Annotated in this window: 17 protein-coding genes; 13 read left to right on the top strand and 4 right to left on the bottom strand. The window is 31.9% G+C overall.

Going from position 1 to position 23,143, the window contains the following annotated elements; translation table 11 throughout:
- The first annotated feature begins 390 nt into the window (after positions 1-390).
- Positions 391-1,920, top strand: coding sequence for a hypothetical protein (locus LGK95_RS12900; RefSeq protein ID WP_226125201.1), 1,530 nt, complete (start codon positions 391-393; stop codon positions 1,918-1,920).
- 84 nt (positions 1,921-2,004) lie between these two features.
- Here LGK95_RS12900 and LGK95_RS12895 read toward each other — a convergent pair whose 3' ends face one another.
- Positions 2,005-2,172, bottom strand: coding sequence for a hypothetical protein (locus tag LGK95_RS12895; RefSeq protein ID WP_226125200.1), 168 nt, complete (start codon positions 2,170-2,172; stop codon positions 2,005-2,007).
- A 223-nt stretch (positions 2,173-2,395) separates the two neighbouring features.
- Complete coding sequence (locus LGK95_RS12890; protein ID WP_226125199.1) at positions 2,396-3,559, bottom strand: iron-containing alcohol dehydrogenase; 1,164 nt, start codon at positions 3,557-3,559, stop codon at positions 2,396-2,398.
- A 342-nt stretch (positions 3,560-3,901) separates the two neighbouring features.
- Here LGK95_RS12890 and LGK95_RS12885 point away from each other — a divergent pair, with 342 nt between their 5' ends.
- Entirely contained in the window at positions 3,902-4,894 is a 993-nt protein-coding gene (locus LGK95_RS12885) for a LacI family DNA-binding transcriptional regulator (protein WP_226125198.1), read from the top strand.
- 33 nt (positions 4,895-4,927) lie between these two features.
- Positions 4,928-5,899: a carbohydrate kinase family protein gene (locus tag LGK95_RS12880; protein WP_226125197.1), complete on the top strand. Its 972-nt coding sequence runs from the start codon at positions 4,928-4,930 to the stop codon at positions 5,897-5,899.
- Here the strand turns inward: LGK95_RS12880 and msrB are convergent.
- Positions 5,896-6,360, bottom strand: coding sequence for a peptide-methionine (R)-S-oxide reductase MsrB (gene msrB, locus LGK95_RS12875; RefSeq protein WP_226125196.1), 465 nt, complete (start codon positions 6,358-6,360; stop codon positions 5,896-5,898). The two genes, LGK95_RS12880 and msrB, sit on opposite strands and share 4 nt — an antisense overlap.
- Before the next feature lie 280 nt (positions 6,361-6,640).
- On the opposite strand from msrB, the gene LGK95_RS12870 reads away from it, so the two are divergent.
- From LGK95_RS12870 to LGK95_RS12825, 10 genes are all read left to right on the top strand, one after another.
- On the top strand, positions 6,641-8,638 hold the full coding sequence (locus LGK95_RS12870; protein WP_226125195.1) for an oxidoreductase: 1,998 nt from the start codon (positions 6,641-6,643) through the stop codon (positions 8,636-8,638).
- A gap of 107 nt (positions 8,639-8,745) precedes the next feature.
- Positions 8,746-9,333 (top strand): TetR/AcrR family transcriptional regulator, encoded by a 588-nt coding sequence (locus LGK95_RS12865; RefSeq protein WP_226125194.1) that lies wholly within the window; start codon positions 8,746-8,748, stop codon positions 9,331-9,333.
- Positions 9,334-9,547: 214 nt separating this feature from the next.
- Positions 9,548-10,939: a PhoH family protein gene (locus tag LGK95_RS12860; RefSeq protein ID WP_226125193.1), complete on the top strand. Its 1,392-nt coding sequence runs from the start codon at positions 9,548-9,550 to the stop codon at positions 10,937-10,939.
- Positions 10,940-11,571: 632 nt separating this feature from the next.
- Positions 11,572-12,921, top strand: a complete 1,350-nt coding sequence (locus LGK95_RS12855) for an N-acyl-D-amino-acid deacylase family protein (protein WP_226125192.1) — start codon at positions 11,572-11,574, stop codon at positions 12,919-12,921.
- Positions 12,922-12,988: 67 nt separating this feature from the next.
- Positions 12,989-14,158, top strand: coding sequence for an amidohydrolase (locus tag LGK95_RS12850; RefSeq protein WP_226125191.1), 1,170 nt, complete (start codon positions 12,989-12,991; stop codon positions 14,156-14,158).
- 5 nt (positions 14,159-14,163) lie between these two features.
- Positions 14,164-15,198, top strand: coding sequence for a methionine ABC transporter ATP-binding protein (locus tag LGK95_RS12845; protein WP_226125190.1), 1,035 nt, complete (start codon positions 14,164-14,166; stop codon positions 15,196-15,198).
- Positions 15,188-15,838: a methionine ABC transporter permease gene (locus tag LGK95_RS12840; protein ID WP_226125189.1), complete on the top strand. Its 651-nt coding sequence runs from the start codon at positions 15,188-15,190 to the stop codon at positions 15,836-15,838. The genes LGK95_RS12845 and LGK95_RS12840 overlap by 11 nt, the downstream gene beginning before the upstream one ends.
- A gap of 23 nt (positions 15,839-15,861) precedes the next feature.
- On the top strand, positions 15,862-16,704 hold the full coding sequence (locus LGK95_RS12835) for a MetQ/NlpA family ABC transporter substrate-binding protein (protein ID WP_226125188.1): 843 nt from the start codon (positions 15,862-15,864) through the stop codon (positions 16,702-16,704).
- 163 nt (positions 16,705-16,867) lie between these two features.
- Positions 16,868-18,034, top strand: a complete 1,167-nt coding sequence (locus LGK95_RS12830; protein ID WP_226125187.1) for an amidohydrolase — start codon at positions 16,868-16,870, stop codon at positions 18,032-18,034.
- 210 nt (positions 18,035-18,244) lie between these two features.
- Positions 18,245-21,382, top strand: a complete 3,138-nt coding sequence (locus LGK95_RS12825) for a glycoside hydrolase family 2 TIM barrel-domain containing protein (RefSeq protein ID WP_226125186.1) — start codon at positions 18,245-18,247, stop codon at positions 21,380-21,382.
- A gap of 493 nt (positions 21,383-21,875) precedes the next feature.
- On the opposite strand, the gene LGK95_RS12820 is transcribed toward LGK95_RS12825, so the two are convergent.
- Positions 21,876-23,012, bottom strand: coding sequence for a trans-sulfuration enzyme family protein (locus LGK95_RS12820; protein ID WP_226125185.1), 1,137 nt, complete (start codon positions 23,010-23,012; stop codon positions 21,876-21,878).
- Positions 23,013-23,143: the final 131 nt, after the last annotated feature.

The raw sequence follows: 23,143 nt of genomic DNA, 5'->3' as shown, positions 1-23,143 counted from the left end.
TTTTTTGCTTTTAATTAAAATGACAAGTTAGATATGTCTATTAAAATTACATAGTGTTCACATAATTATTTGATAATAGTACTACAATTAATTGTTATTATAAGGATATAGTAATTAAATATTCAATTTTTTAATTGAAGCCCCCTTTAATTAAAAATATATTCAGTAAGACTACAAAAGACCGGTTTGATCCAAGCTGGTCTTTTGTAGTTCCTAAGAAAAACATTGAGCTTAGATTGTGAATTCTAATGCATTGTGTGGATGTAGAATTTACAATATTAGCGATGACAAGTAAAGTAAATATGTTTGAATATAGTGTGTAAACAAGCTATAATATATTAAATACATATATATTTCGGTTTATATTTATATAATGTTTGGAGGGAACTAATGATTTGTAACAAATGTAAGAATAGATTTGCTAATATTAATGGATTAAAATTTTGCCCTTATTGTGGAGAGAAAATAGAAGGAAATATAAATATAGAAAATTTAGTCGATGCCAGCGCAAGGGATAAAAAACGTCAGTTTACACAAGAAATGCCTGCTATAACGGATGAAGATATAAAAAAATATAAAAGAGATAAGTTTGTTGCTTCTTTTAAAAAAATATTTGTACATAAGAAAGTAATCATACCAATAATAGCATTATTGCTTACGATTGCAGTAGGGGTTGTTGCATGCACAATTTTTATTATTAAACCAGTTGATGAACAGAGAATAAAACAAGACTTAATAGGACAAGTATTGACTCTTCCTAAAGGAACTAAAATAAAAATAAACAACAATAATATAAAAGACCTCAATATTAATAGTAGTAGTACTGACAAGAGTCAAGATGATGTAAAAGTATCACTAACTTTAAACAATGGTGCTGTTGAGGCAAATACTATATTGTCATTAGTATATGTTAATGAAGGTAAAAATGAATGGAAGTTTAATAATAAAATTGTACTTGATAGCGTGACCTCAATTAAACCAGTGGTAGGAATGAATGCAAAGGAAATCCTGTCAGAATTAGGGAAACGAAGTATTGCAGTTTCTGATACGTTAGTAGCATTAAATAAACAAGATGTTAAGAAACTTAATATTATTTCAAAGACAATGGATTTAGAGAATGGAAAGGAAGAAGTATTGGTGGAAACATCTATAGATAGTGGACTTCTTGCGACTACTGGAAAGATAAAATGTAAGCTTGTTTTTGAAAATGAAACTTGGAATCTCGATTCTATATCACAAAATAGCAAGGATGATTTTAAATTATTATTATCGCCAGCTTTTTCTGATAATAAGGTTCTTGAATTAATAAGAGAACAAGGAATGGATGAAACTGTATCTTATTCGGATTTTTTTGGAGGCAAAGGGTTTGCTGTAAAGGACAGATTTACTAAGAGTATTAAAATATCTAGTAAAAAATTTGATGCTCAAAAGGGAACATTAACGGTTATAGCGAAGAGGGAAAATGCAGCAGGAGAAATAAAGTCTACATTATCAAGTAATTATGTTTTTTCAATATCACTAAGCAAAATATCTCTCCTAAATGGATCAAAAACTACTGTTGATAGTGGGTCAATAAATAATGTGATTACAAAAACAATAATACCCACTATTACTAACGCAGAAATCGAGGGGAGTAATTTATTTTTCTGGTGGTCTAATAATCATAAAATAACAACTGAAGAAGCGAAGACATTTAAAACTAGTGACATATTGTCTAAGAAGGGGTATGAAAATATAAAGTATGTTTATGGAAGTATTACATCTATAGATGGGAAAAGCAATGAAAGTAAAAACATTAAATTTGTAGCACTGTATTTTCTTGTTTATGACAATAATAATGGGTACAACTGGAAACTTAATAAATTAGTAGGTGAAGACTCGCCTAATTACAAAGACTATAGCAATATAGCTAAAAATTAATAAAAGATAAAAAACATATGTAACCTAAAATTCAAGAAAGAGAATGTGGAACTTATAATCCATATTCTCTTTAGTTTTATGTAGTTATTTATGAATCATAGTTTTATTAGTTACAAACTGCTCAAGCACACTCATTATTTGACCTTTGCTTAAAGTGTTGTACCATTTTAATCTTTCTTCATAGCTCGTGTCCATTATATCCTTATTATAGGAAGAATTATCTTTTTTTATGGGTATGTAAATACCTCTCATTAGTCACCTCCACTAAAACAATTAATTGTATATTTGTTACAAATTATATCCGTTTTAAAATAAAATATTCAGTTTGAGTACATACTTTTTATGTTATATTACTTAAAGCTTATTACGAATAAAGTTTTCATTTATAGTACATTTGTAAAAGATTAGTATTTTTATGTACAAAAAAATGACATCTAAGTTACCTTAAATGTCAAACTTATTGTGCTACTCCTTATTATAGAGAAGATCTATATATATTTATTACATCGTTTGCGTCAAGAGGCTTAAATGATCCAATCTTTCCTCTTGCAGTAGCTTGTTTTGCCATTGTTTCTAATTTTTCCTCGTTTATTCCGATTGATTTTAATGAAGTAGGTATTCCTAATTTCACAAAATGTTCTCTTGTTCTTTTAATAGCGTTTCGCGCTATTTCGTATTTGTCACCACTTAGCTCAAGTCCCCAAACATTAACTCCATATTCAACAAATTTATCTACTGTTTTATCATTTAGTGCGTATTCCATCCAATGTGGTGTTAAAATTGCAAGTCCAACTCCATGAGTTATATCATAGAATGCACTTAACTCATGTTCCATTGCATGAACACTCCACTCTGTTTCTTTTCCATAACTTAATAGACCGTTTATAGCAAGACTTGAAGTCCACATTAAATTAGATCTTGCTTCATAATTTGTAGGATCAGCCATAGCTTTTTGACCATAATTAATGCAAGTTTTAAGAAGTGCTTCTGCCATTCTATTTTGCATGTATGCTTCATTTGTATTACTAAAGTATACTTCAAAAATATGGCTCATTATATCTGCAGTACCTGCTGCTGTTTGATTTTTAGGAACCGAAAATGTATTAGTAGGGTCTAGTATTGAAAATTTAGGTGCCATACCCTCGTTAAAGGTTGGTAATTTTTGATTTGTTTCTAAATTCGAAATTACTGCGCCAGAATCCATTTCAGAACCAGTAGCTGCAAGTGTTAGTATGGTTGCAATTGGAAGTACTTTAGTGATTTTCCTTGAATCAAGTACGATGTCCCAAGCATCACCTTTATAATAATAGCCTGCTCCTATAGCCTTTGAGCAATCAATTACACTTCCACCACCTACAGCAAGTATAATGTCTACATTATTTTCTCTACATATTTCTATTCCTTTGCGTACACTTGTTATTCTAGGGTTGGGTTCCACACCTGATAATTCGAAGAATTTAATATCGTTTTTATTAAAAATGTCTGTTATCTTATCAAATAACCCACTTTTCTTTATGCTTCCACCGCCATAAACAAGCAAAACCTTAGAACCATATTTCTTTATATTGTCTGCAAGTACATCTATTTTACCTTTACCAAAGAATATTTTCGTCTGGATTGAATAATTAAAATTTAACATTGTAGATCTCCTTTATTTTAAAATTAGTAGTTTAATTACAAAATGTATATTGATTAGTATACCTATATAACAAAAATTCAATGAATTATTTTACCATTGAATTTTAACTATATCTTCCTTTATATATGTATATATATTATAACTCAACACTCCAAATAATCGTTGTAATAATCTTAAAAAAGCAATTAAGGTAGTGATAATAATGCAAATATTATATTGAGCAATTATACTGATCCTGCTTTATTAAGTGATTTTTTACATTTAAAGCCTTATGAATGTATAGTATATGAATACAAATATATGTTATAATTAAACCTAAATGATAGAAGTTAGGTGAGTTTAATGAACATTATAGAATTTTCAAAAATGGTGGGAGTATCAAAATCAACAGTATCCAGATATTTCAATAATGGTTACGTTAGCGAAGTGGCTATAAAAAAGATAAAGTTAGCTATTGAAAAAACGGGATTTCAGCCTCAAAGACAAGCTCAATCATTAAGAACTAAGAAAACTAATTTAATAGGTGTAATAATTCCTAAAATAAGTACAGAAACAGCACCTAGAGTTGTAGAAGGAATAGCAGATGAACTAAATGTACATGGATATGATATATTAATAGCAAATACAAATTTAAATACTGAAAAAGAGATTGAGTATCTAAAAATATTTAAAAACAACCAAGTGGATGGAATTATTTTTATGGCAACAAAAATTACTAATGAGCATTTAAAAGTAATGCAGGAGGTTAAGGTTCCTATTGTAGTAGTTGCTCAAAACTTAGAGGAATATCCATCTGTATACAACGATGATTATAACGCTTCAAGGGATGTCGTACGATATATAATTAGTAAGGGGCATAAAGATATAGGATTTATCGGTGTATATGAAGAGGATATTTCTGTAGGACAAGAAAGAAAAAAAGGATATATAGATGAATTACGTGAAAATAATATTGAAATAAATGAAGAGTTTATAAAAATAGGCAATTTTAAAGTAGAGAGTGGTTACACGTTGGCTAAGGAATTAATGAATCAAAAAGAAAAGCCAACTGCAATATTTGCAGTTACAGATAATATTGCTATTGGTATCATTGAGTACTTAAGTGAAAATGGTTATAACATTCCCAATGATGTTGCAATTATAGGCATGGGGGATTCTAAAATATCTAGTTTTACAAGTCCAAAGCTTACGACTGTTCACTTCTACTATAAGACATCAGGAGTAGTGGCAGCGAATATGATGGTGGATTTATTGACTAATAGAGTTGGTTCATCAAAAAACATATTGATGAAGAAAAAATTGCCATATAAGTTAGTTGAAAGAAGTAGTATGTAAAATATAATTATAATTTAGATGGGAGATTAAAATATGGATGGTAATACTAGAAATGCATCAAAAAGAGTATTTTGTATAGGGGAGCTTCTTATAGATTTTATATGTAAAGATGTAGGAACAAATTTAGTACAAGGAAATAACTTTGAAAAGAAAGCTGGGGGAGCGCCGGCTAATGTTGCAGCTGCAATTACAAAGCTTGAAGGACATGCATACTTTTTAGGTAAAGTAGGAAATGATCCTTTTGGTGTTTTTTTAGAAAATACCCTTAAGGAAGTAAATGTTGATACATCAATGCTTATAAAAGGTGGAAATACTACATTAGCTTTTGTTTCAATAGATTCAAAGGGAGAAAGAGATTTTAAGTTCTGCCGAGGTGCAGATGGTGAATATTCATTTGATGATATAGATTTTCTAAAGATGAAAAAAGGTGATATTATACATTTTGGTTCAGCTACAGGATTTTTAGACGGAGAACTAAGAAATACATACTTTAAGTTGCTGGAATATGCAAAGGAAAACAAAATGTTTATTTCGTTTGATCCTAACTATAGAGATGCATTAATAAAGGATACTAGGGCATTTGCAGAGGATTCTATTAAGTTTATAGAAAAATCGGATTTCGTAAAGCTTAGTGATGAAGAAGCAATGATTATAACAGGAAAAGAAAATTTAGAAGAATGCACAGATGAAATATTGAGAATGGGAGCTAAAACGGTATGTATAACCTTAGGGTCAAAGGGAACATTACTTGCAACTAAAGAGAAAAAGGTGATAGTACCTTCTATAAAAATAAAGCAAGTAGATTCTACAGGAGCTGGAGATGCTTTTGTTGGAGCTATATTATATCAAATAGCGAAGGGTGAAGATAATTTAGAATTTGATACTATTTTTAAATACGTTGAATTTGCAAATGTGGTTGGGGCAATCACATGTATGAACTTTGGTGCAATATGCTCAATGCCAACAGGTGAAGATGTAAAAAAATCAGAGGAAAATAAATATTAATCCCCTGATTTCTTGAATAAAAGTAAATACTCTCCATATCCTTCGCTTTCAAGTTTATTAACTGGTACAAACTTAAGTGCTGCACTATTTATGCAATATCTTAGTCCACCTGTCTCACGTGGACCGTCGTTGAACAGATGTCCTAAATGACTGTTACCATACTTACTTCTAACTTCTGTTCTCGACATTCCATGTGTCATATCTTTATTCTCTTCTACATTGCCATTTTCTACAGGCTTTGTAAAACTAGGCCATCCGCAACCTGAGTCAAATTTATGGAGAGACGTAAATAACGGCTCTCCACTATTAATATCTACATAGATTCCAGCTTCTTTATTATTCCAAAATTCATTCTCGAAAGATTTTTCTGTGACGTTTTCTTGGGTTACTTCAAACTGATCTTTTGTTAATATCTTTTTTAGTTCTTCTTTACTTTTTTTAGTATAAACTCTTTTATCCACACTAATAACCTCCTCAAAATAAGTACATTTGATTTTTTTACCCTTATACTTTATTGTATCAATTTATAATTATTATATACTAAATATATTGCTGAAAATAGGATAAATTTGTTAATAGAGTTATGTCGACTTCTTCAATTGCATTAATTTGGTTATAATAATGTAAACTTGACGAATACCTCTTTCTTTAATATAATGAACTTAATAAGTTTACTGAATGCATTCAGTGAATATATTAGACTAAACATATAATAAATAAAATAATTTTGGAGGGCTTTATATGATACAAAAATATAATAAGTTATTTGAGACAGTAAAAATAGGAGCACTCGAGATAAAAAATAGGTTTGTTATGGCACCTATGGGACCACTAGGATTATCAGATTCAGAAGGTGGATTTAACCTTCGAGGGATAGATTATTATACTGCGCGTGCGCGTGGTGGTACTGGTCTAATTATTACAGGCGTCACATTTGTAGATAATGAGATTGAAGAACATGGTATGCCTAATGTTCCTTGTTCAACTCACAATCCTGTTCATTTTATACGGACAAGCCGTGAGATGACTGAACGTATACATGCATACGATGCAAAAATATTTCTTCAAATTAGCGGTGGTTTTGGGAGAGTTACTATCCCAACCAATTTGGGAGATTTTCCACCAGTTGCGCCATCGCCTATTCAACATAGGTGGTTAGATAAAACTTGTAGGGAATTAACAAAGGATGAAATACATACTATTGTTAAAAAGTTTGGTGACGGAGCATACAATGCAAAACGCGCAGGTTTTGATGGTATTCAGATTCATGCAGTCCATGAAGGTTATCTTATAGATCAATTCGCTATGAAATTGTTTAATAAAAGAACAGATGAGTACGGTGGTTCGTTAGATAATAGATTAAGATTCGCTAGAGAAATCGTAGAAGAAATTAAGAAAAGATGTGGAAAAAATTATCCTGTTACCCTAAGATATAGTGCTAAAAGTTTTATTAAAGATCTTCGGGATGGAGCTTTACCTGGTGAGGTATTTGAAGAAAAAGGAAGGGACATACCTGAAGGAATAGACGCAGCAAAATTACTTGTATCCTATGGTTATGATGCATTAGATGTGGATGCAGGTTCGTATGATGCATGGTGGTGGAGTCACCCACCAATGTACCAAGATAAAGGCCTTTATATTCCTTTTGCAAAAATCATAAAAGATGAAGTGGATGTTCCTATAATTTGTGCAGGTCGTATGGATAACCCTGACTTAGCTATGAGTGCCATTGAGAGTGGGGCTTGTGATATGATTGGTCTTGGTAGGCCTCTTCTAGCTGATCCGGATTATGTAAATAAGCTTCGAGTAGGTAATGTAGAAGCTATTAGACCATGTTTGTCTTGCCATGAAGGGTGCATGGGTCGTATTCAGGAGTATTCTGCTTTAAACTGCGCTGTTAACCCAGCAGCATGCAGAGAAAGAGAGACAGCACTTGTAAAAGCAGTTAAAAGTAAAAATGTACTTATTGTAGGCGGTGGAGTTGCTGGTTGTGAAGCTGCAAGGGTTCTTGCATTACGTGGTCATAAACCTGTAATTTATGAAAAAAGTGGAAGCATAGGTGGAAATTTAATACCTGGTGGTGCACCAGATTTTAAGGAAGATGATTTAGCTTTGGTCGCTTGGTATAAACATACACTTAATGAATTAGATGTTGAAATAAGGTATAATGTAGAAGTAACTGCAGATATAATAAAGAAGAGTGATGCAGAATCTGTAATTATTGCAACTGGATCGAAGCCTAAAATATTTAATTTAGGCGATAATAGTAAAGTCTTTACAGCGGCTGATGTACTAGTTGGAAAGGTGACTTCAGGCGATACAGTTGTAATTATTGGAGCAGGACTAGTTGGTTGTGAACTTGCACTATGCCTTGCACGTAAAGGTAAAAAAGTTACTATTGTTGAATTACAAAATAAAATATTAGCGGTAAATGGACCACTTTGTCATGCTAACCATGAAATGCTTGAGAAGTTAATACCATATAATGGAATTGAAGTACTTACATCATCTAAGGTTGTAAAAACTACTGATAAGGGTGTATTAGTAGATACAAATGGAAGCACGCATGAAATAATAGCCGATACAATTGTTTTGGCTGTTGGGTATAGCGCAGAAAAATCTCTTTATGAAGAGCTTAAATTTGAGGAAAATGAATTACATTTAATAGGGGATGCTAGAAGCGTTTCAAACATAATGTATGCAATTTGGGATGCATATGAGGTTGCATCTAACCTATAGTATGTTCTTATAAGAGTAAAGAAATTAATGGAATATTTATATATATTAAAGCAGAAGCTATAGTTAAATGGCTTCTGTTTTAAATTTGAATTATAGGAGAATGCGACATGGCTAAAATAACAAACCGTTCAAAACAGGCTGAGACCACTAAAAGGAAAATATATGAATGTGGAGTTAGGCTTATACGTATTCATGGATTTGATGGGGTTACAGTTGATCAAATTGCTAAAGAAGCAGGAGTTTCAGTAGGAACATATTATTATTATTTTGCTTCTAAATTTGAACTCTTTAGTGAAATTTTTAAGCAAGCAGATGAATATTTTCTAAAGGAAGTTAAGGGGCATATAAAAGCAGAAGATTTTAGAGGGCAAATAACAGAATTTTTTGAAAAGTATGCTGAATTTAATTGTTTAAATGGTTTGGAGATGGTAAAAAAGCTATATACCTCTGATAATAAAATGTTTAATATTAAAGGACGTATTATGCAAAAAATACTAGAAGACATTATAGAAAATGGTCAAATAAAAGGGCATATTTCAACCAGGGAAAATTCAACTGAGATAACTCGTATATTTTTTGTTGTAGCACGCGGCATCGTTTTTGAATGGTGTCTTTTAGATGGAGTTATGGATTTGAAAAGTGAAATGAATAAAATTATAGCAAGTATGGTAGAAGGATATATGTTAAATAATTAAAGATGCATATAATTTAGAAATAACAATATAATACTAAAAATACTATATAATATTAAACTATTTCCTTTTATTAATATGAATTAAAGTCAATGTAAAGAGTAAGTTAACTTCATGGATTAAACGTATACCTACGATATAATTAAACAAAATTATTAAGGAGGTGAAACTTTATTAAACAAAGGGATCTTTATAACTTTGTTTAATAAGGGTAGCTATGATTAAAAACTACATTATTGACACAAACGTAATGGTTCACGATCCTGATTTTATTTATAATTTTGAAGACAACAACATAATAATTCCAATAATATGTATAGAAGAGTTAGATAACCTTAAAAAAAGAGAAGGAATAGTCGGGTTTCATGCAAGAAGTGCAGCTCGAGAGTTAAACAATCTTAGAAAAATTGGTAATTTACATGAGGGTGTTAAACTTGAAAATGGTGGAACTATAAGAATTGAATTAAATAATAATGATCCAAGCTGTTTACCTAATGGGTTTGATTTTACGAAAAATGATACTAAAATACTAGCAATAACAAAAAATATAGCTCAAAAGGATAAAGAGATTTCAACAATATTAGTTACAAAAGATTTGTATATGGCTATAAAAAGCGATGCTTTAGGTATAATTACACAGGATTATCAAAATGACAAAGTTACTGCCGATGAGTTGTATAAAGGGCATAGAAAAATCACACTTACATCTAAAAAGATGGATGAAATTAAAGAGGGAGGAATTGCTTTGCCTCCTAACTTTGACTTTACACTATTTCCTAATGAGTTTTTAGATATTACAAGTTCAACTGATGAAAGTTATGAGATAATTGGAAAATTCAATGGTAAAGCAATAGTACCCTTAAAATATGACAATGAAATCGCTTTTGGACTAACTCCAATCAATAAGGAACAAAAGATGGCATTTGAGTTATTAATGGACCCAGCAATACAATTTGTAACAATATCTGGTGGAGCAGGATCAGGAAAGACAATTTTATCAACAGCAGTTGCTCTTCAAAAAGTGATAGAGAAAGGTGAATATAGAAGAGTTATTTTTGTTAAACCAGTTGTGCCAGCAGGGGATGATATAGGTTTTTTGCCAGGAACAGAGGAAGAAAAATTGAAACCTTGGATGGGTTGTTTTTATGATGCTGTAGAGAATTTAATGGATGCAAAGAATAATGCTAAAAAGGATAAATTGAATAAAAACAAAAAAGGTAAAAAAATTGATGAGCATGAGGTTAAGAGAGTAGAGGTATCAGTAGATAACTTTATTGATAAATACCGATTAAATGGTGTTATAGAAACTAAAACTCTTATTTACATGAGAGGCAGAACTTTATCAGATGCCTTGGTTATAGTTGATGAATCACAGCAAACCACACCTCATCTAGCAAAACTTATGTTGACTAGGGCTGGTTTTGGTTCTAAGTTTGTATTTATAGGTGATCCATCAGACAATCAAATAGATAATACTTTAGTTGATGAGAAATCCAATGGATTAGTTTATACCATTGAAAAAATGAAGCCTTTCAACATTACAGGGCACGTAACTCTTGAACATGTAGAGAGAAGTCCATTGTCTAAATTAGCTGAGAAGTCTATGTAGGACATCTTTAAACAGTATTTTGTGTAACAGTTACTACAACTGTATCTGAAGCAATACCTTTAATATTGAAGGATGAAGTAACAGATGGTAAGGTTAAGACAAGTGGTTGTAGTTATTAAAACTGCTAAGAAGGCTTAGATTTTATAAAATAATTTAATAAAATAAATAAAGGATGGCTGAAAGCCATCCTTTATTTTATTTAATTATTATTATGTTTGTTTAATGTTTCTTAAATTCAGATAATAAATCATCTATATTCTCTAATCCTGTGGAAACTCTTATTTACATTAACATAAGGTTTTGATTTTACAGGGTTTTCTCTATTAATTGATGAAGCTAAACTTAAAGTTATAACAGATTAATTTTATAGGGTGTTAGCTGCTGAATAACAAGTTATTTTAATTGATAGTTACGAAAGGTGAAGGGGCTATTTCGCGTTGACAAATGGTAAACAACGTGGTAATATTAGTAAAACTTAAAACATATATGTTTACTATGGATTGAATGCTGACTATGGTTGTAGATACTACCGGGCTTAATGATTATATTAAGTGTATTATCAATAAAGTATATAGGCAATGTACTAAGAGATGCTTTAGATCCTAAATAATCTTTGAAGGGAGTGTTTATAAATGTTTGATGTTGCAATTAATAACGGTACTTTGATTGACCCTGACCTCAAAACAAGTTTCAAAGGAAGTTTAGGTATAAAAGATGGAAAGCTGGCAGAAATAACAAATGGAGAACTAGTTGGAATAAAAAATATAAATGCATCGGGTTTAATAGTTTCACCGGGCTTCATCGATATTCATGGACATGTTGACGGAGAAGATTATTGTGGAGAGCTATCCTTGCGTCAAGGTATAACTACTACAATAGGTGGCAATTGTGGGTTAAGTCCTATAAATATGAATACTTTTTTTGATAAGCAAGATAAAAAAGGGTTTGTTATAAATCAAGCTGAACTTGTAGGACATTCTATGAGCCTACGTGAGGCTGTTGGAATTACAGATGTATATTCAGCAGCTAATAAAGAACAAATTTGCAAAATGCAATATCTTACAGAAAAAGCATTGGGGGAAGGTGCTTGTGGACTATCATTAGGATTAGAATATGCCCCTTATAGCTCACTCGAAGAAATATATGCTATATGCATAATAGCTGCAAAACACAACAGACCTATTACAATTCATACAAGAGTTTCTTCGGATCATGATTTAAATTCACTAAGAGAAGCTATTGAAATTTCAAGGGTTACAGGAGCTGCAGTGCTAATATCCCATTTTGTTTATCAATATAATGTAGTTATGGATAAAGCGTTAGAAATAGTGGATAAAGCAATAGAGGACGGATTAAATATAAAAATAGATAGTGGATTATATAACGATTGGGCTACGTCTATTGGAACTGCAATTTTTTGCGAGAAAAATGTGAATCATGGATTATTATGTTTAAACAAAATGCTTGTAGCTTCAGGAAAATATAAAGGTGAAAGATTAAACAAGAAACTATATAAAGAATTAAGAGCTGGTAATCCTTGTGAATGTATTATATATTGTACGGGTTCAAATGAAAGTGTATATAAGGCTTTAGATAAAAGTTACGCAATGCCCTCTTCTGACACCGGGCCTTACAAAAGGGGTGAAGGACATCCTCAAATTTCAGGTACCTTCCCAAGGTATTTTAGGTATATGGTAAGAGAACGCAAGGAGATAAGCCTAATTGAAGCAGTTCGCAAGGCAACTTTTCTTCCAGCAGAAACCATGGGGCTTAAACAAAAGGGACGAATTAAAAAAGGCTCAGACGCCGATGTTGTTATTTTTGATATAGATACTATTAAAGATAAATCTGAGTTTCCAGATGTGGGGGTTCCAGATAGAAATCCTGAAGGAATAAAATACGTATTTGTGAATGGGAGGTTAGTTTTAGATGGAGGGGTTATACAAAATAGTACCGCAGGTAGAACTATTAGAACCGCATAGCTATAAATATAATAATACTTAAGTGGATATTAGAAAACTATTAATAAATTAAAGGGAGTAATATTTTATGGAAAATGAAAAGTTACTAACAATTATTAACAATCTAGAAGAAAAACTTATAGAGGTACGTCATAATTTTCATAAACACCCAGAGTTATCAAATGAGGAATTTGAAACAACTAAAACCTTACGTAATTTATTAAATGAGGCTAAAATTCGTGTACTTGATCTGCCTCTCGCAACAGGATTAGTTGCGGAAATAACAGGAAATAAGGAAGGCCCTATTATTGCAATTAGAGGAGATATTGATGCACTTCCTATTATTGAAGAAACAGATTTTGAGTATAAGTCACAAGTGCTTGGTAAAATGCATGCTTGCGGCCATGATTTTCATACAACTGCTATTTTAGGAGCAGCTTATTTGCTGAAGCAGCAAGAATCAACATTATGTGGAACGGTACGGTTTATTTTTCAACCAGCTGAAGAAAAAGGACATGGTGCAGAAGAAATTTTAGTAACAGGAGCCTTATCAGGCGTTGGTGCAATTTTTGGATTGCATAGCGCACCGGATTTAGAAGTAGGCAGTTTAGGGACAAATGTGGGACCATTGACTGCAGCAGTTGATCGTTTTGAAATTGAGATTGAAGGTCTTGGGACACATGCATCGTCACCGGAAAAGGGAATAGATCCGGTTATTGTTGCGGCTCATATAGTTACGGCATTACAAACAATTGTTAGTCGTAATGTTAGTGCCTTTGATCAAGCTCTTGTTAGTGTTACTCAGTTAAAAAGTGGTAATACATGGAATGTAATTCCAACTAAAGCATATATTGAAGGAACGGTGAGAACGTTAAAAAAGGAAACTCGTGAGTTTATCCCTAAAAAAATGCAACAAAAAATTAAAGGAATGGCTGACTCATTTGGTGCAAAGGCTGAGCTTAAATGGTACCCAGGACCACCAGCAACAAATAACTCGGAAGAATGGACGGCGGTTGCATTAGAGGTAGCAAAAGAACAGGAATATGAAATTAAAGGAGTGCCACCATCTCTCGGTGGTGAAGATTTTGCTTATTATCAAGAACAAATACCAGGCGTATTTGTTAATATTGGTACAGGTTTATCCTATTCACTTCACCATCCTAAATTTACAGTAGATGATGCGGCAATTTTGCCAAGTGCAAATTATTTTACAAAACTGGCTAGACGTGCATTGGTTATTTTAACAGAAAAGAGGTAAGATAGGTGATTGAATTACAAGATGTATGCAAAACTTTTAATAGTAAAGGTGTAATTGTTCATGCCCTTAAAGGAATAAATATTAAAATTAAGAAAGGTGATATATTTGGTGTAATTGGTTTTAGTGGGGCAGGTAAAAGTACCTTGGTTCGCGTGGTTAATTTTTTGGAAAAACCTACTTTAGGAAAAGTACTTATCGATGGAAAAGATTTGGCTTTGTTATCTAATAAAGACCTGCGAACAGTTAGAAAACAAGTTGGGATGATCTTTCAACATTTTAATTTGCTTAACTCAAAAACGGTTTTTGATAATGTGGCTATTCCGCTTGTATTAAGTCATGTGCCTAGAAAACAGATTAGTGAAAGAGTTAATGAATTATTATCATTTGTTGGGCTTGAAAGTAAAATGCAAAGTTACCCAGATGAATTATCGGGGGGAGAAAAACAACGTGTCGGCATTGCACGTGCTTTAGCCACAAATCCATTTATATTACTATGTGATGAAGCAACATCGGCACTTGATCCTCAAACAACACAGTCAATATTACAACTTTTAAAACGTATTAATAAAAAGTACAATATTACAATTTTGGTTATTACTCATGAAATGAATGTCATCCAAGAAATCTGTAATTCAGTAGCTGTGATGGAAAGTGGTGAGATTATAGAACAAGGGAATGTATTAGAAGTGTTTGGAAATCCCAAGGAACCTACAACGCAGAATTTTGTTCGCACGATTATTAAAGATACAGTGCCAAAGAGTATTGTTAAAGGTATGACAGAAGAGCAACTTAATGGGCGTATTTTTAAAATTAAATTTATTGGAGATAGGGCAAGGCAACCATTAGTTTCAGAAATAGCAAAGAAGTTTGATGTAAATATTAATATTTTGTTTGCTAATGTAAGCGAATTGCAAGGGACGACACTCGGAAACATTATTGTTCTTCTACAAGGTGAAGTATTATCAATAGAGCAGGCATATCAGTTCATATGTAAAAAAGATCTTATTGTAGAGGAGGTTAAAAGCAATTATGACGATTGATAGTCAGCAAGTAATACAAGCAATAAAAGAAACATTATATATGGTTAGTTTTTCTTTGGTTATTGGATCACTATTTGGTATTCCTATGGGTATATTGTTGGTGGTAACTAGAAAAAGTGGCATCATTGCAAAAGGTATAATATTTTCAATATTAAATCAAATTATAAATATTTTTCGTTCATTACCATTCATTATTTTATTAATAGCAATTATTCCATTTACACGCATTGTAGTAGGGACATCAATTGGCACGAGTGCTGCTATTGTACCTTTAATTGTTTACATTGCACCGTATATCGCTCGTCTTGTAGAAAGCTCGTTACTAGAAGTAGATGATGGGATTATAGAAGCCGCAGAGGCTATGGGTGCAACGCCGTTTCAAATTATTTGGCATTTTCTTTTAAAGGAAGCTTCTAGTTCACTAATTTTAAATTTAACAACCGCTACAATTGGTTTAATAGGTGCTACAGCTATGGCTGGAACGGTCGGAGGTGGAGGCATAGGAGATTTAGCAATTTCGTATGGATATGAACGATTTGATACTGTTGTAATCATTGTAACAGTGGTTATATTGATTATTTTTGTACAAATCATTCAATCACTAGGTAATATGTTGGCGCTTAGGATACGACGCCATTAAGCTATTTATAAAGGAGAATATATATGGAAAAAGGATTATTTACAAAAATCGTTACAATTATGTCAGTAGGGGTACTTATTTTGGGAGTATCTGGTTGTGGAAAATCAAATAGTAGCGCTAGTAATGATAAAAAGAAAGAACTACGAGTTGGTGTTTCAGCAGGGCCTTATAATGATTTATTTAATTCTGTGGTTAAACCCATCCTAGAAAAGAAAGGATACACAGTAAAGTTGGTTAATTTCTCTAATTTATTATTATCTGAAGTGGCACTAACTGAAGATAGCATTGATTTAAATGTAGCACAGCATACAGCTTATATGAACAATTTTAATAAGGAAAAGAATGCACATCTTTTACCAATTGTGCACATACCAACAGTACCAGCAGGAATATTTTCTGATAAATTCAAAACAATTAAAGATGTTAAGGCTGGTGCTAAAATAGCTATACCAAAAGATCCTTCTAATACAGCCCGTGCTTATAATTTATTGCAAAAGGCAGGTTGGATTAAACTAAAGGCAGGAATAGACCCTATGTCTGCAAGTAAAAGTGATATAATAGAAAATCCACATAATTTAAATATTACATTGATGGACTCAGCACAAATTCCTCGTGCAATGAAGGATATTGATTTTGCTGTATTACCCGGGAGCATTGTATATTCATCACATATAGATGCATCAAAGTCTTTGTTGTCGGAGAATATTGTAAAAGATTTAGAAATTACTGCAGTTGTGAACAAAGGTAAAGAAAATAGTGTATGGGCAAAAGATATTGTAGCAGCATATAAATCAGATGAATTTAAGAAGTATATGAAAGAACACAATAAGAATAATTATTGGGTAATACCTGATGGGTTAAAATAATAACAAGATTATTTGTTATTCAGTCAGTTAAGGTGATACTAAGTCATTTTGACTGGCTTTTTATATGAGAGGTGGGTTATACTGTTATTTCAACAAATATACAAGAACTATTATAATGACATAGATATAAAACCTATTTAAATAAATTTAAGGAGAATAATTTATGGAAAATGAGATATTATCAAATATTATTAATAATTTGGAAGAAAAATTAATTGAGGTACGTCATAATTTTCATAAGAATCCAGAGTTATCAAATGAGGAATTTGAAACAACTAAAACTTTACGTAAGCTATTAAACGAGGCTCATATTCGTATACTTGATCTACCGCTCGCTACAGGGTTAGTTGCAGAAATAACAGGAAATAAGGAAGGGCCTATTATTGCAATTCGGGGAGATATTGATGCGTTGCCTATCATTGAGGATTCGAATTTAGATTATAAGTCACAAGTGCTCGGTAAAATGCATGCTTGTGGTCACGATTTTCATACAACAGTTATTTTAGGTGCAGCGTATATATTAAAACAGCAAGAAGCAACATTATCTGGAACGGTAAGGTTTATATTTCAACCAGCTGAAGAAACAGGAAAGGGTGCAGAAAATGTTTTAGCAACCGGAGCATTAACTGATGTATCTGCAATTTTTGGGCTCCATAGTGCACCAGATTTAGAAGTGGGAAGTTTTGGAACAAAAGTAGGACCTTTGACTGCTGCAGTTGATCGTTTTGAAATTGAAATTGTGGGTGTTGGGACACATGCTTCCTCACCAGAGAAGGGGATAGATCCGATTATTGTTGCAGCTCATATAATTACAGCATTACAAACAATAGTTAGTCGTAATGTTAGTGCATTTGATCAAGCGCTCATTAGTGTTGCTCACTTGCAAAGTGGTAATACATGGAATGTAATTCCAACTACAGCTTATCTTGAAGGAACTGTGAGAACAGTTAATGCTAAAATGCGTGAGTTTGTTCCTAAAAGAATGCGGCAAATAGTTAAAGGAATGGCTGACTCATTTGGCGCAACGGCTGAGCTAAAATGGTACTGCGGACCACCAGCAACAAATAACACTCCTAAGTGGACGTCTGTTGCATTGGATGTAGCAAAAGAACAGGGATATGTTATTAAAGAACTTCCAGACACACTAATTGGTGAAGACTTTGCTTTTTATCAGGAACAAATATCAGGTGCATTTGTAAATATTGGTACAGGTGTGTCATATTCACTTCATCATCCTAAATTTAAAGTAGATGATGCTGCGATTCTGCCCGGTGCAAAATATTTTTCACAACTCGCTAAACGTGCATTGAATATTTTGAAAGAAGAATAAACTAGGTAGGATTAAGTATAAGTATTTTTAGTAGTCAGTTAAGATGATATTATATCAACTTGACTGGCTTTTTTATTTGAAAAAATTGTAAGAAATAAAGGTATTAGAATGTACTTGTTGAATAAAGTAATAAGTTGTTAAATAGACAATTGTATGTTAGTTATTTAAGTGACTCTTATATATAAAATATTGGTTTAGGAGATGGTTATTATGTTAGAAAAATTTGTTTATACTGCGCCAAAGAATGGTTATCCTGAGTGGAATAATAATCCGGAGATTTGCGGATTCAATCGCACCGCTTCACATGCGTCATTTATTCCATTTTCAACAGTTGAAGAAGCTCTACTGGGAGAAAAAACAAATTCAAATAATTATTTATCTTTAAATGGTACATGGAAATTTAGTTTTGCAGAGAATCCAAGTCAAAGAAATAAAGAATTCTATAAAAAAGAATATGACTGTAGTAACTTTAAGGACATTAAAGTTCCAAGTCACTGGCAATTACAAGGATTTGACTATCCTCAGTATACTAATGTAACTTACCCATGGACTTTAAGCGAAGATATAGTTGCCCCTTTTGCTCCAACAAAATACAACCCTGTTGGATCTTATACCAGAGACTTTATTGTACCACTTAAGTGGATTGACAAGCCAGTATATTTAAGCTTTCAGGGGGTGGAATCTGCTTTTTATGTATGGGTGAATGGAGAAATAGTTGGATTTAGTAAAGATTCTTTCACTCCTTCGGAATTTGATATAACTCCATATTTAATAGAAGGTAAAAACAAGCTCGCAGTTGAGGTATATAGATGGTGTGATGCTAGTTGGCTTGAAGATCAAGATTTTTGGAGACTTAGTGGTATATTTAGAGACGTTTATTTATATTCAACACCTAAAGTACATATATGTGACTTTTCAGTAGTTACTGAATTGGATGATCATTATGAGAACTCTAAATTAAATATTAAAGCAAAAGTAATAAATTACTTTCAAAAGGTCACAGACAAGTATACTATAGATGTTATGTTATACGACAAAACTAATTCAAACATTTTCAATAAGTCTCAAAAAATGGATGTTGATGTTAATAGCAAAGAATATAGAGATGTAAGCTTTCAGGCTTTTGTTAAAAATCCATTAAAATGGAGTGCCGAGAAGCCAAATCTTTACTCATTGATTTTGTGCTTAAAGGATGAGGATGGTAATATAGTCGAAACTGTAAGTTGCATGGTTGGATTTAGATGCTTCCAAATAAAAGATGGCCTTATGAAAATTAATGGTGAAAGAATAGTATTTAAAGGCACCAATAGACATGAATTTAATTGTGAAACAGGTAGAGTAGTCTCGAGAGATGATATGGTAAAAGACATAATACTTATGAAACAACACAATATAAACTCAGTTCGTACATCTCATTATCCAAACAATACTTTATGGTACGATTTATGTGATGAATATGGTCTTTACGTAATTGACGAAACAAATCTAGAAACACACGGGTCATGGACTATTGAGCAAACGAAGGAAGAATTACGAACTATTCCTGGAAGCAAACAAGAATGGACAAACGCTGTATTAGATAGATGTAATTCAATGCTACAAAGGGATAAAAATCATCCGTCTATTGTTATATGGTCTCTTGGAAATGAAGCATGGGGTGGAGATAATTTTATAAAAATGCATGACTTCATAAAAGAAAGTGATCCAACGAGAGTTATTCATTATGAAGGAATTTTTCATGCCCGTGAGTTTGAGGCAGCGTCAGATATAGAAAGTCAAATGTATTCTAAAGTCGAAGATCTCAAAGAATATGCTGAAAATAATCCTAAGAAGCCATTTATATTATGTGAATATAGTCATGCTATGGGTAATTCTTGTGGTAATTTGTTTAAGTACACGGATTTGTTCGATAAATATCCTATACTTCAAGGCGGATTTATATGGGACTGGATAGATCAAGCCATTAAGACAAAGACAAAAGATGGAACAGAGTATTTAGCATATGGTGGAGATTTCGGTGATAAGCCTAATGATGGCAATTTCTGTGGGAATGGGCTGATTTTTGCAGATAGAGAAAAAACATCTAAGATTTATGAAGTGAAAAAATGCTATCAAAATGTTAAATTTGAGGTTGAGAATATTAAAGAAGGTATATACAAAATCACAAATAATTTTCTGTTTACATCTTTGAGTGAATTCACATTATTATATAAAATATTGAAAGATGGTAAAGAAATATTAAAAGGGTATCTAGATATAGATATTAAACCTAATTCTTTTGACATTATTAAATTGCCTTTTGAATATCCTAAAAATTGCGAAGATATATCTGAATATTATTTGGAGTTAAATTTACAATTAAAAGAGGATACAACTTGGGCGAAAATTGGTCACGAAATTGCTTTTGAACAGTTTAAGATTTCTGAAGATGTTGTTAAAACTAACATTAATGAAGGGATAAAAGAATTAAAAAACGCATTTAATTTAAAAGTAGAAGAAAATAATAAAGTTCTAAAAGTAGAAGGAAGAGATTTTGAAATAACTTTTAATAAAGAAAAAGCTGCGCTTGTATCATATATCTACAAGCATGTAGAGCTAATAAAAGAGGGAGTGTACCCTAACTTCTGGAGAGCTCACACTGATAATGATGATGGTAACAAGCTTCAAGAAAGATGTAAAACGTGGAAGAATGCAGGACAAAATAAGAAAATTAATTCTTTTGAAATTGAAGAGATTAACAATAAAATTGTTATAAAAGTAGATTATACGTTACTTACGGAAACTCCAAGTAGATGTTATATTAAATATATTATTGATGAGGCAGGCGAAATTGAAATTAGTGAAGAACTAATTCCTGGAACAAAACTACCTGAAATACCAGAGGTTGGAATGATGGTTATACTTAATAAGGAATTTGATAATCTCACTTGGTACGGTAGGGGACCACATGAAAATTATTGGGATAGAGCTGAGGGAGCTAGGGTTGGTATATATAGTGGAAAGGTTCAAGATCAGTTTGAACATTACCTAAGACCACAAGAATGTGGGAATAAGATCGATGTACGATGGGCAACATTAACTAACAATAATGGCATTGGGCTTATGGTAAGTGGGTTGCCATTGGTTGAGATTAATGCACTACCGTATTCACCAAGTGAGCTTGAAGAAAGTGATCATGAATACAAACTTACAAAGAGTGATAAGGTAGTTGTAAGAATTAATTACAAACAAATGGGAGTGGGTGGAGATGATAGCTGGGGAGCTAAAACACACTCTGAATTTACACTTTATTCAAATAGAAGTTATTTTTATTCTTATAAAATAAAAGGAACTTGCTTGCATGAATAAAACTATAATGCAATTCTTTGAATGGAATCTACCATCAGATGGAGGTCACTGGAATTTTTTGAAAGAGCATGTAAAGCCTTAAGTGATGTAGGCATAAACACTCTTTGGCTCCCACCGGCATATAAAGGATGGTGGTTCTAAGAAGATGTTTGTTTCAGAAAAACTCGCTGGTAAGACTTTTGTAGATATAACTGGTAACATTTTCTGGAGGAATTAAAATTGAAGAGGATGGTAGCGGTGATTTTCACTGTTAATGAAAATTCATACTCAGTTTGGTGTATATTTAAGAATGGTTTGGATTTTAAATAAAATATTCAATGTGAAAAGACGACTTTCTTGAATTAGTTTCAGCAATTGTATTCATTTTTGATCTTATTATTGGAAGAAGATCATAAAAAGTAATTAGCAATTTTAAAATCTTGGATCATCAATTTGTTGTGATGATCCAAGATTTTTTTGGTTCATATATCTTTCATTGATTACTTTGTTAAAGTTATAGTTCTAATGCGTTTATTAAATCTTCTACTATATCCTCTACATTTTCAACACCTACAGATAATCTTATTAAATTATCTGTTATGCCGATTTCTTGTCTTATTTCATATGGAACTGCGGCATGTGTCATAGTGGCAGGATGACAAATTAATGATTCCACCCCTCCTAAGCTTTCTCCAAAAGTTATTAACTCTAAGCTTTCTAAGAATTTTTTATAATCATAATCTTTTTTTAGAACAAAAGAAATGATGCCACCATATCCTTTAGCTTGCTTTGATTGTATTTTGTGTCCTGGATGATCAACAAAACCTGGATAATATACTTTTTCTACTTCCTTTCTATCTCTTAAAAGACTAGCAACAATTTTAGCGTTTGAGTTGTGTCTATCCATTCTTAAAGCTAGAGTTTTAATACCTCTAATCAATAAGAAGGAATCAAATGGAGACAAAACTCCGCCTGTTGAATTTTGTATAAATTGTATTTTCTCTGCTAATTCCTTATTATTTACTACAACAAGCCCTGCAATTAAATCACTATGTCCACTTAGATATTTTGTAGCACTATGAATAACTATATCAGCACCAAGAGTAATTGGTTTTTGTAAGTATGGAGTCATAAAGGTATTGTCGACAATCAAAATCAAATTATTTTCTTTTGCAATTTTTGAAACTTCTTTTATATCTGTAATACCCATCAATGGGTTTGTTGGGGTTTCTATAAAAATAGCTTTAACACTTGCATCAATGTTATTTTTAAGTTGTTTTATATCTGATGAATTAAATGTACTATAATTTATACCGAAATTATTAAAATATTTGTCTATAACTCTAAAGGTTCCACCATAGATATTATTTGATATTAGAATTTTATCTCCTGTTTTAAATAATGATAATGTGGCAGTTGTAGCTGCCATTCCTGAAGCAAATGCAAATCCTGCATGACCTTCTTCAAGATCTGTAATGAGTTTTTCAAGAGCTTCTCTTGTAGGATTTCCTGATCTTGAATACTCGTAAGCATTATCTGCATCAAATTTGCCTTTTTTAAATGTAGATGTTTGATAAATAGGTACATTTACTGCTCCGGTTTGAGCATCACCATCTATTCCGCCGTGTATTAATAATGATTCAATTTTCATATCTTTTCCTCCTCAAAAAATTTGATAGTGTTAACACTATCTTTGTTTTATTTATTTGAATCCTTGCATTAGCAAGGGTTTAAGCTACTTTTATAATAAAAAAAACAATGACCCCCTCTATTTGTTATAAT

This window comes from Clostridium algoriphilum, assembly GCF_020443705.1.
Classification (GTDB): Bacteria; Bacillota; Clostridia; order Clostridiales; family Clostridiaceae; genus Clostridium_AD; species Clostridium_AD algoriphilum.
The sequence above is the reverse complement of the archived record's forward strand: the minus strand, read 5'-3'. Positions and strand labels throughout refer to the sequence as shown.

Bases quoted from the DNA above. Each gene is read 5' to 3' on its own strand.
- LGK95_RS12900 (WP_226125201.1), top strand. From the start codon at position 391: ATGATTTGTAACAAATGTAAGAATAGATTTGCTAATATTAATGGATTA.
- LGK95_RS12895 (WP_226125200.1), bottom strand. From the start codon at position 2,172: ATGAGAGGTATTTACATACCCATAAAAAAAGATAATTCTTCCTATAAT.
- LGK95_RS12890 (WP_226125199.1), bottom strand. From the start codon at position 3,559: ATGTTAAATTTTAATTATTCAATCCAGACGAAAATATTCTTTGGTAAA.
- LGK95_RS12885 (WP_226125198.1), top strand. From the start codon at position 3,902: ATGAACATTATAGAATTTTCAAAAATGGTGGGAGTATCAAAATCAACA.
- LGK95_RS12880 (WP_226125197.1), top strand. From the start codon at position 4,928: ATGGATGGTAATACTAGAAATGCATCAAAAAGAGTATTTTGTATAGGG.
- LGK95_RS12870 (WP_226125195.1), top strand. From the start codon at position 6,641: ATGATACAAAAATATAATAAGTTATTTGAGACAGTAAAAATAGGAGCA.
- LGK95_RS12865 (WP_226125194.1), top strand. From the start codon at position 8,746: ATGGCTAAAATAACAAACCGTTCAAAACAGGCTGAGACCACTAAAAGG.
- LGK95_RS12860 (WP_226125193.1), top strand. From the start codon at position 9,548: ATGATTAAAAACTACATTATTGACACAAACGTAATGGTTCACGATCCT.
- LGK95_RS12855 (WP_226125192.1), top strand. From the start codon at position 11,572: ATGTTTGATGTTGCAATTAATAACGGTACTTTGATTGACCCTGACCTC.
- LGK95_RS12850 (WP_226125191.1), top strand. From the start codon at position 12,989: ATGGAAAATGAAAAGTTACTAACAATTATTAACAATCTAGAAGAAAAA.
- LGK95_RS12840 (WP_226125189.1), top strand. From the start codon at position 15,188: ATGACGATTGATAGTCAGCAAGTAATACAAGCAATAAAAGAAACATTA.
- LGK95_RS12835 (WP_226125188.1), top strand. From the start codon at position 15,862: ATGGAAAAAGGATTATTTACAAAAATCGTTACAATTATGTCAGTAGGG.
- LGK95_RS12830 (WP_226125187.1), top strand. From the start codon at position 16,868: ATGGAAAATGAGATATTATCAAATATTATTAATAATTTGGAAGAAAAA.
- LGK95_RS12825 (WP_226125186.1), top strand. From the start codon at position 18,245: ATGTTAGAAAAATTTGTTTATACTGCGCCAAAGAATGGTTATCCTGAG.
- LGK95_RS12820 (WP_226125185.1), bottom strand. From the start codon at position 23,012: ATGAAAATTGAATCATTATTAATACACGGCGGAATAGATGGTGATGCT.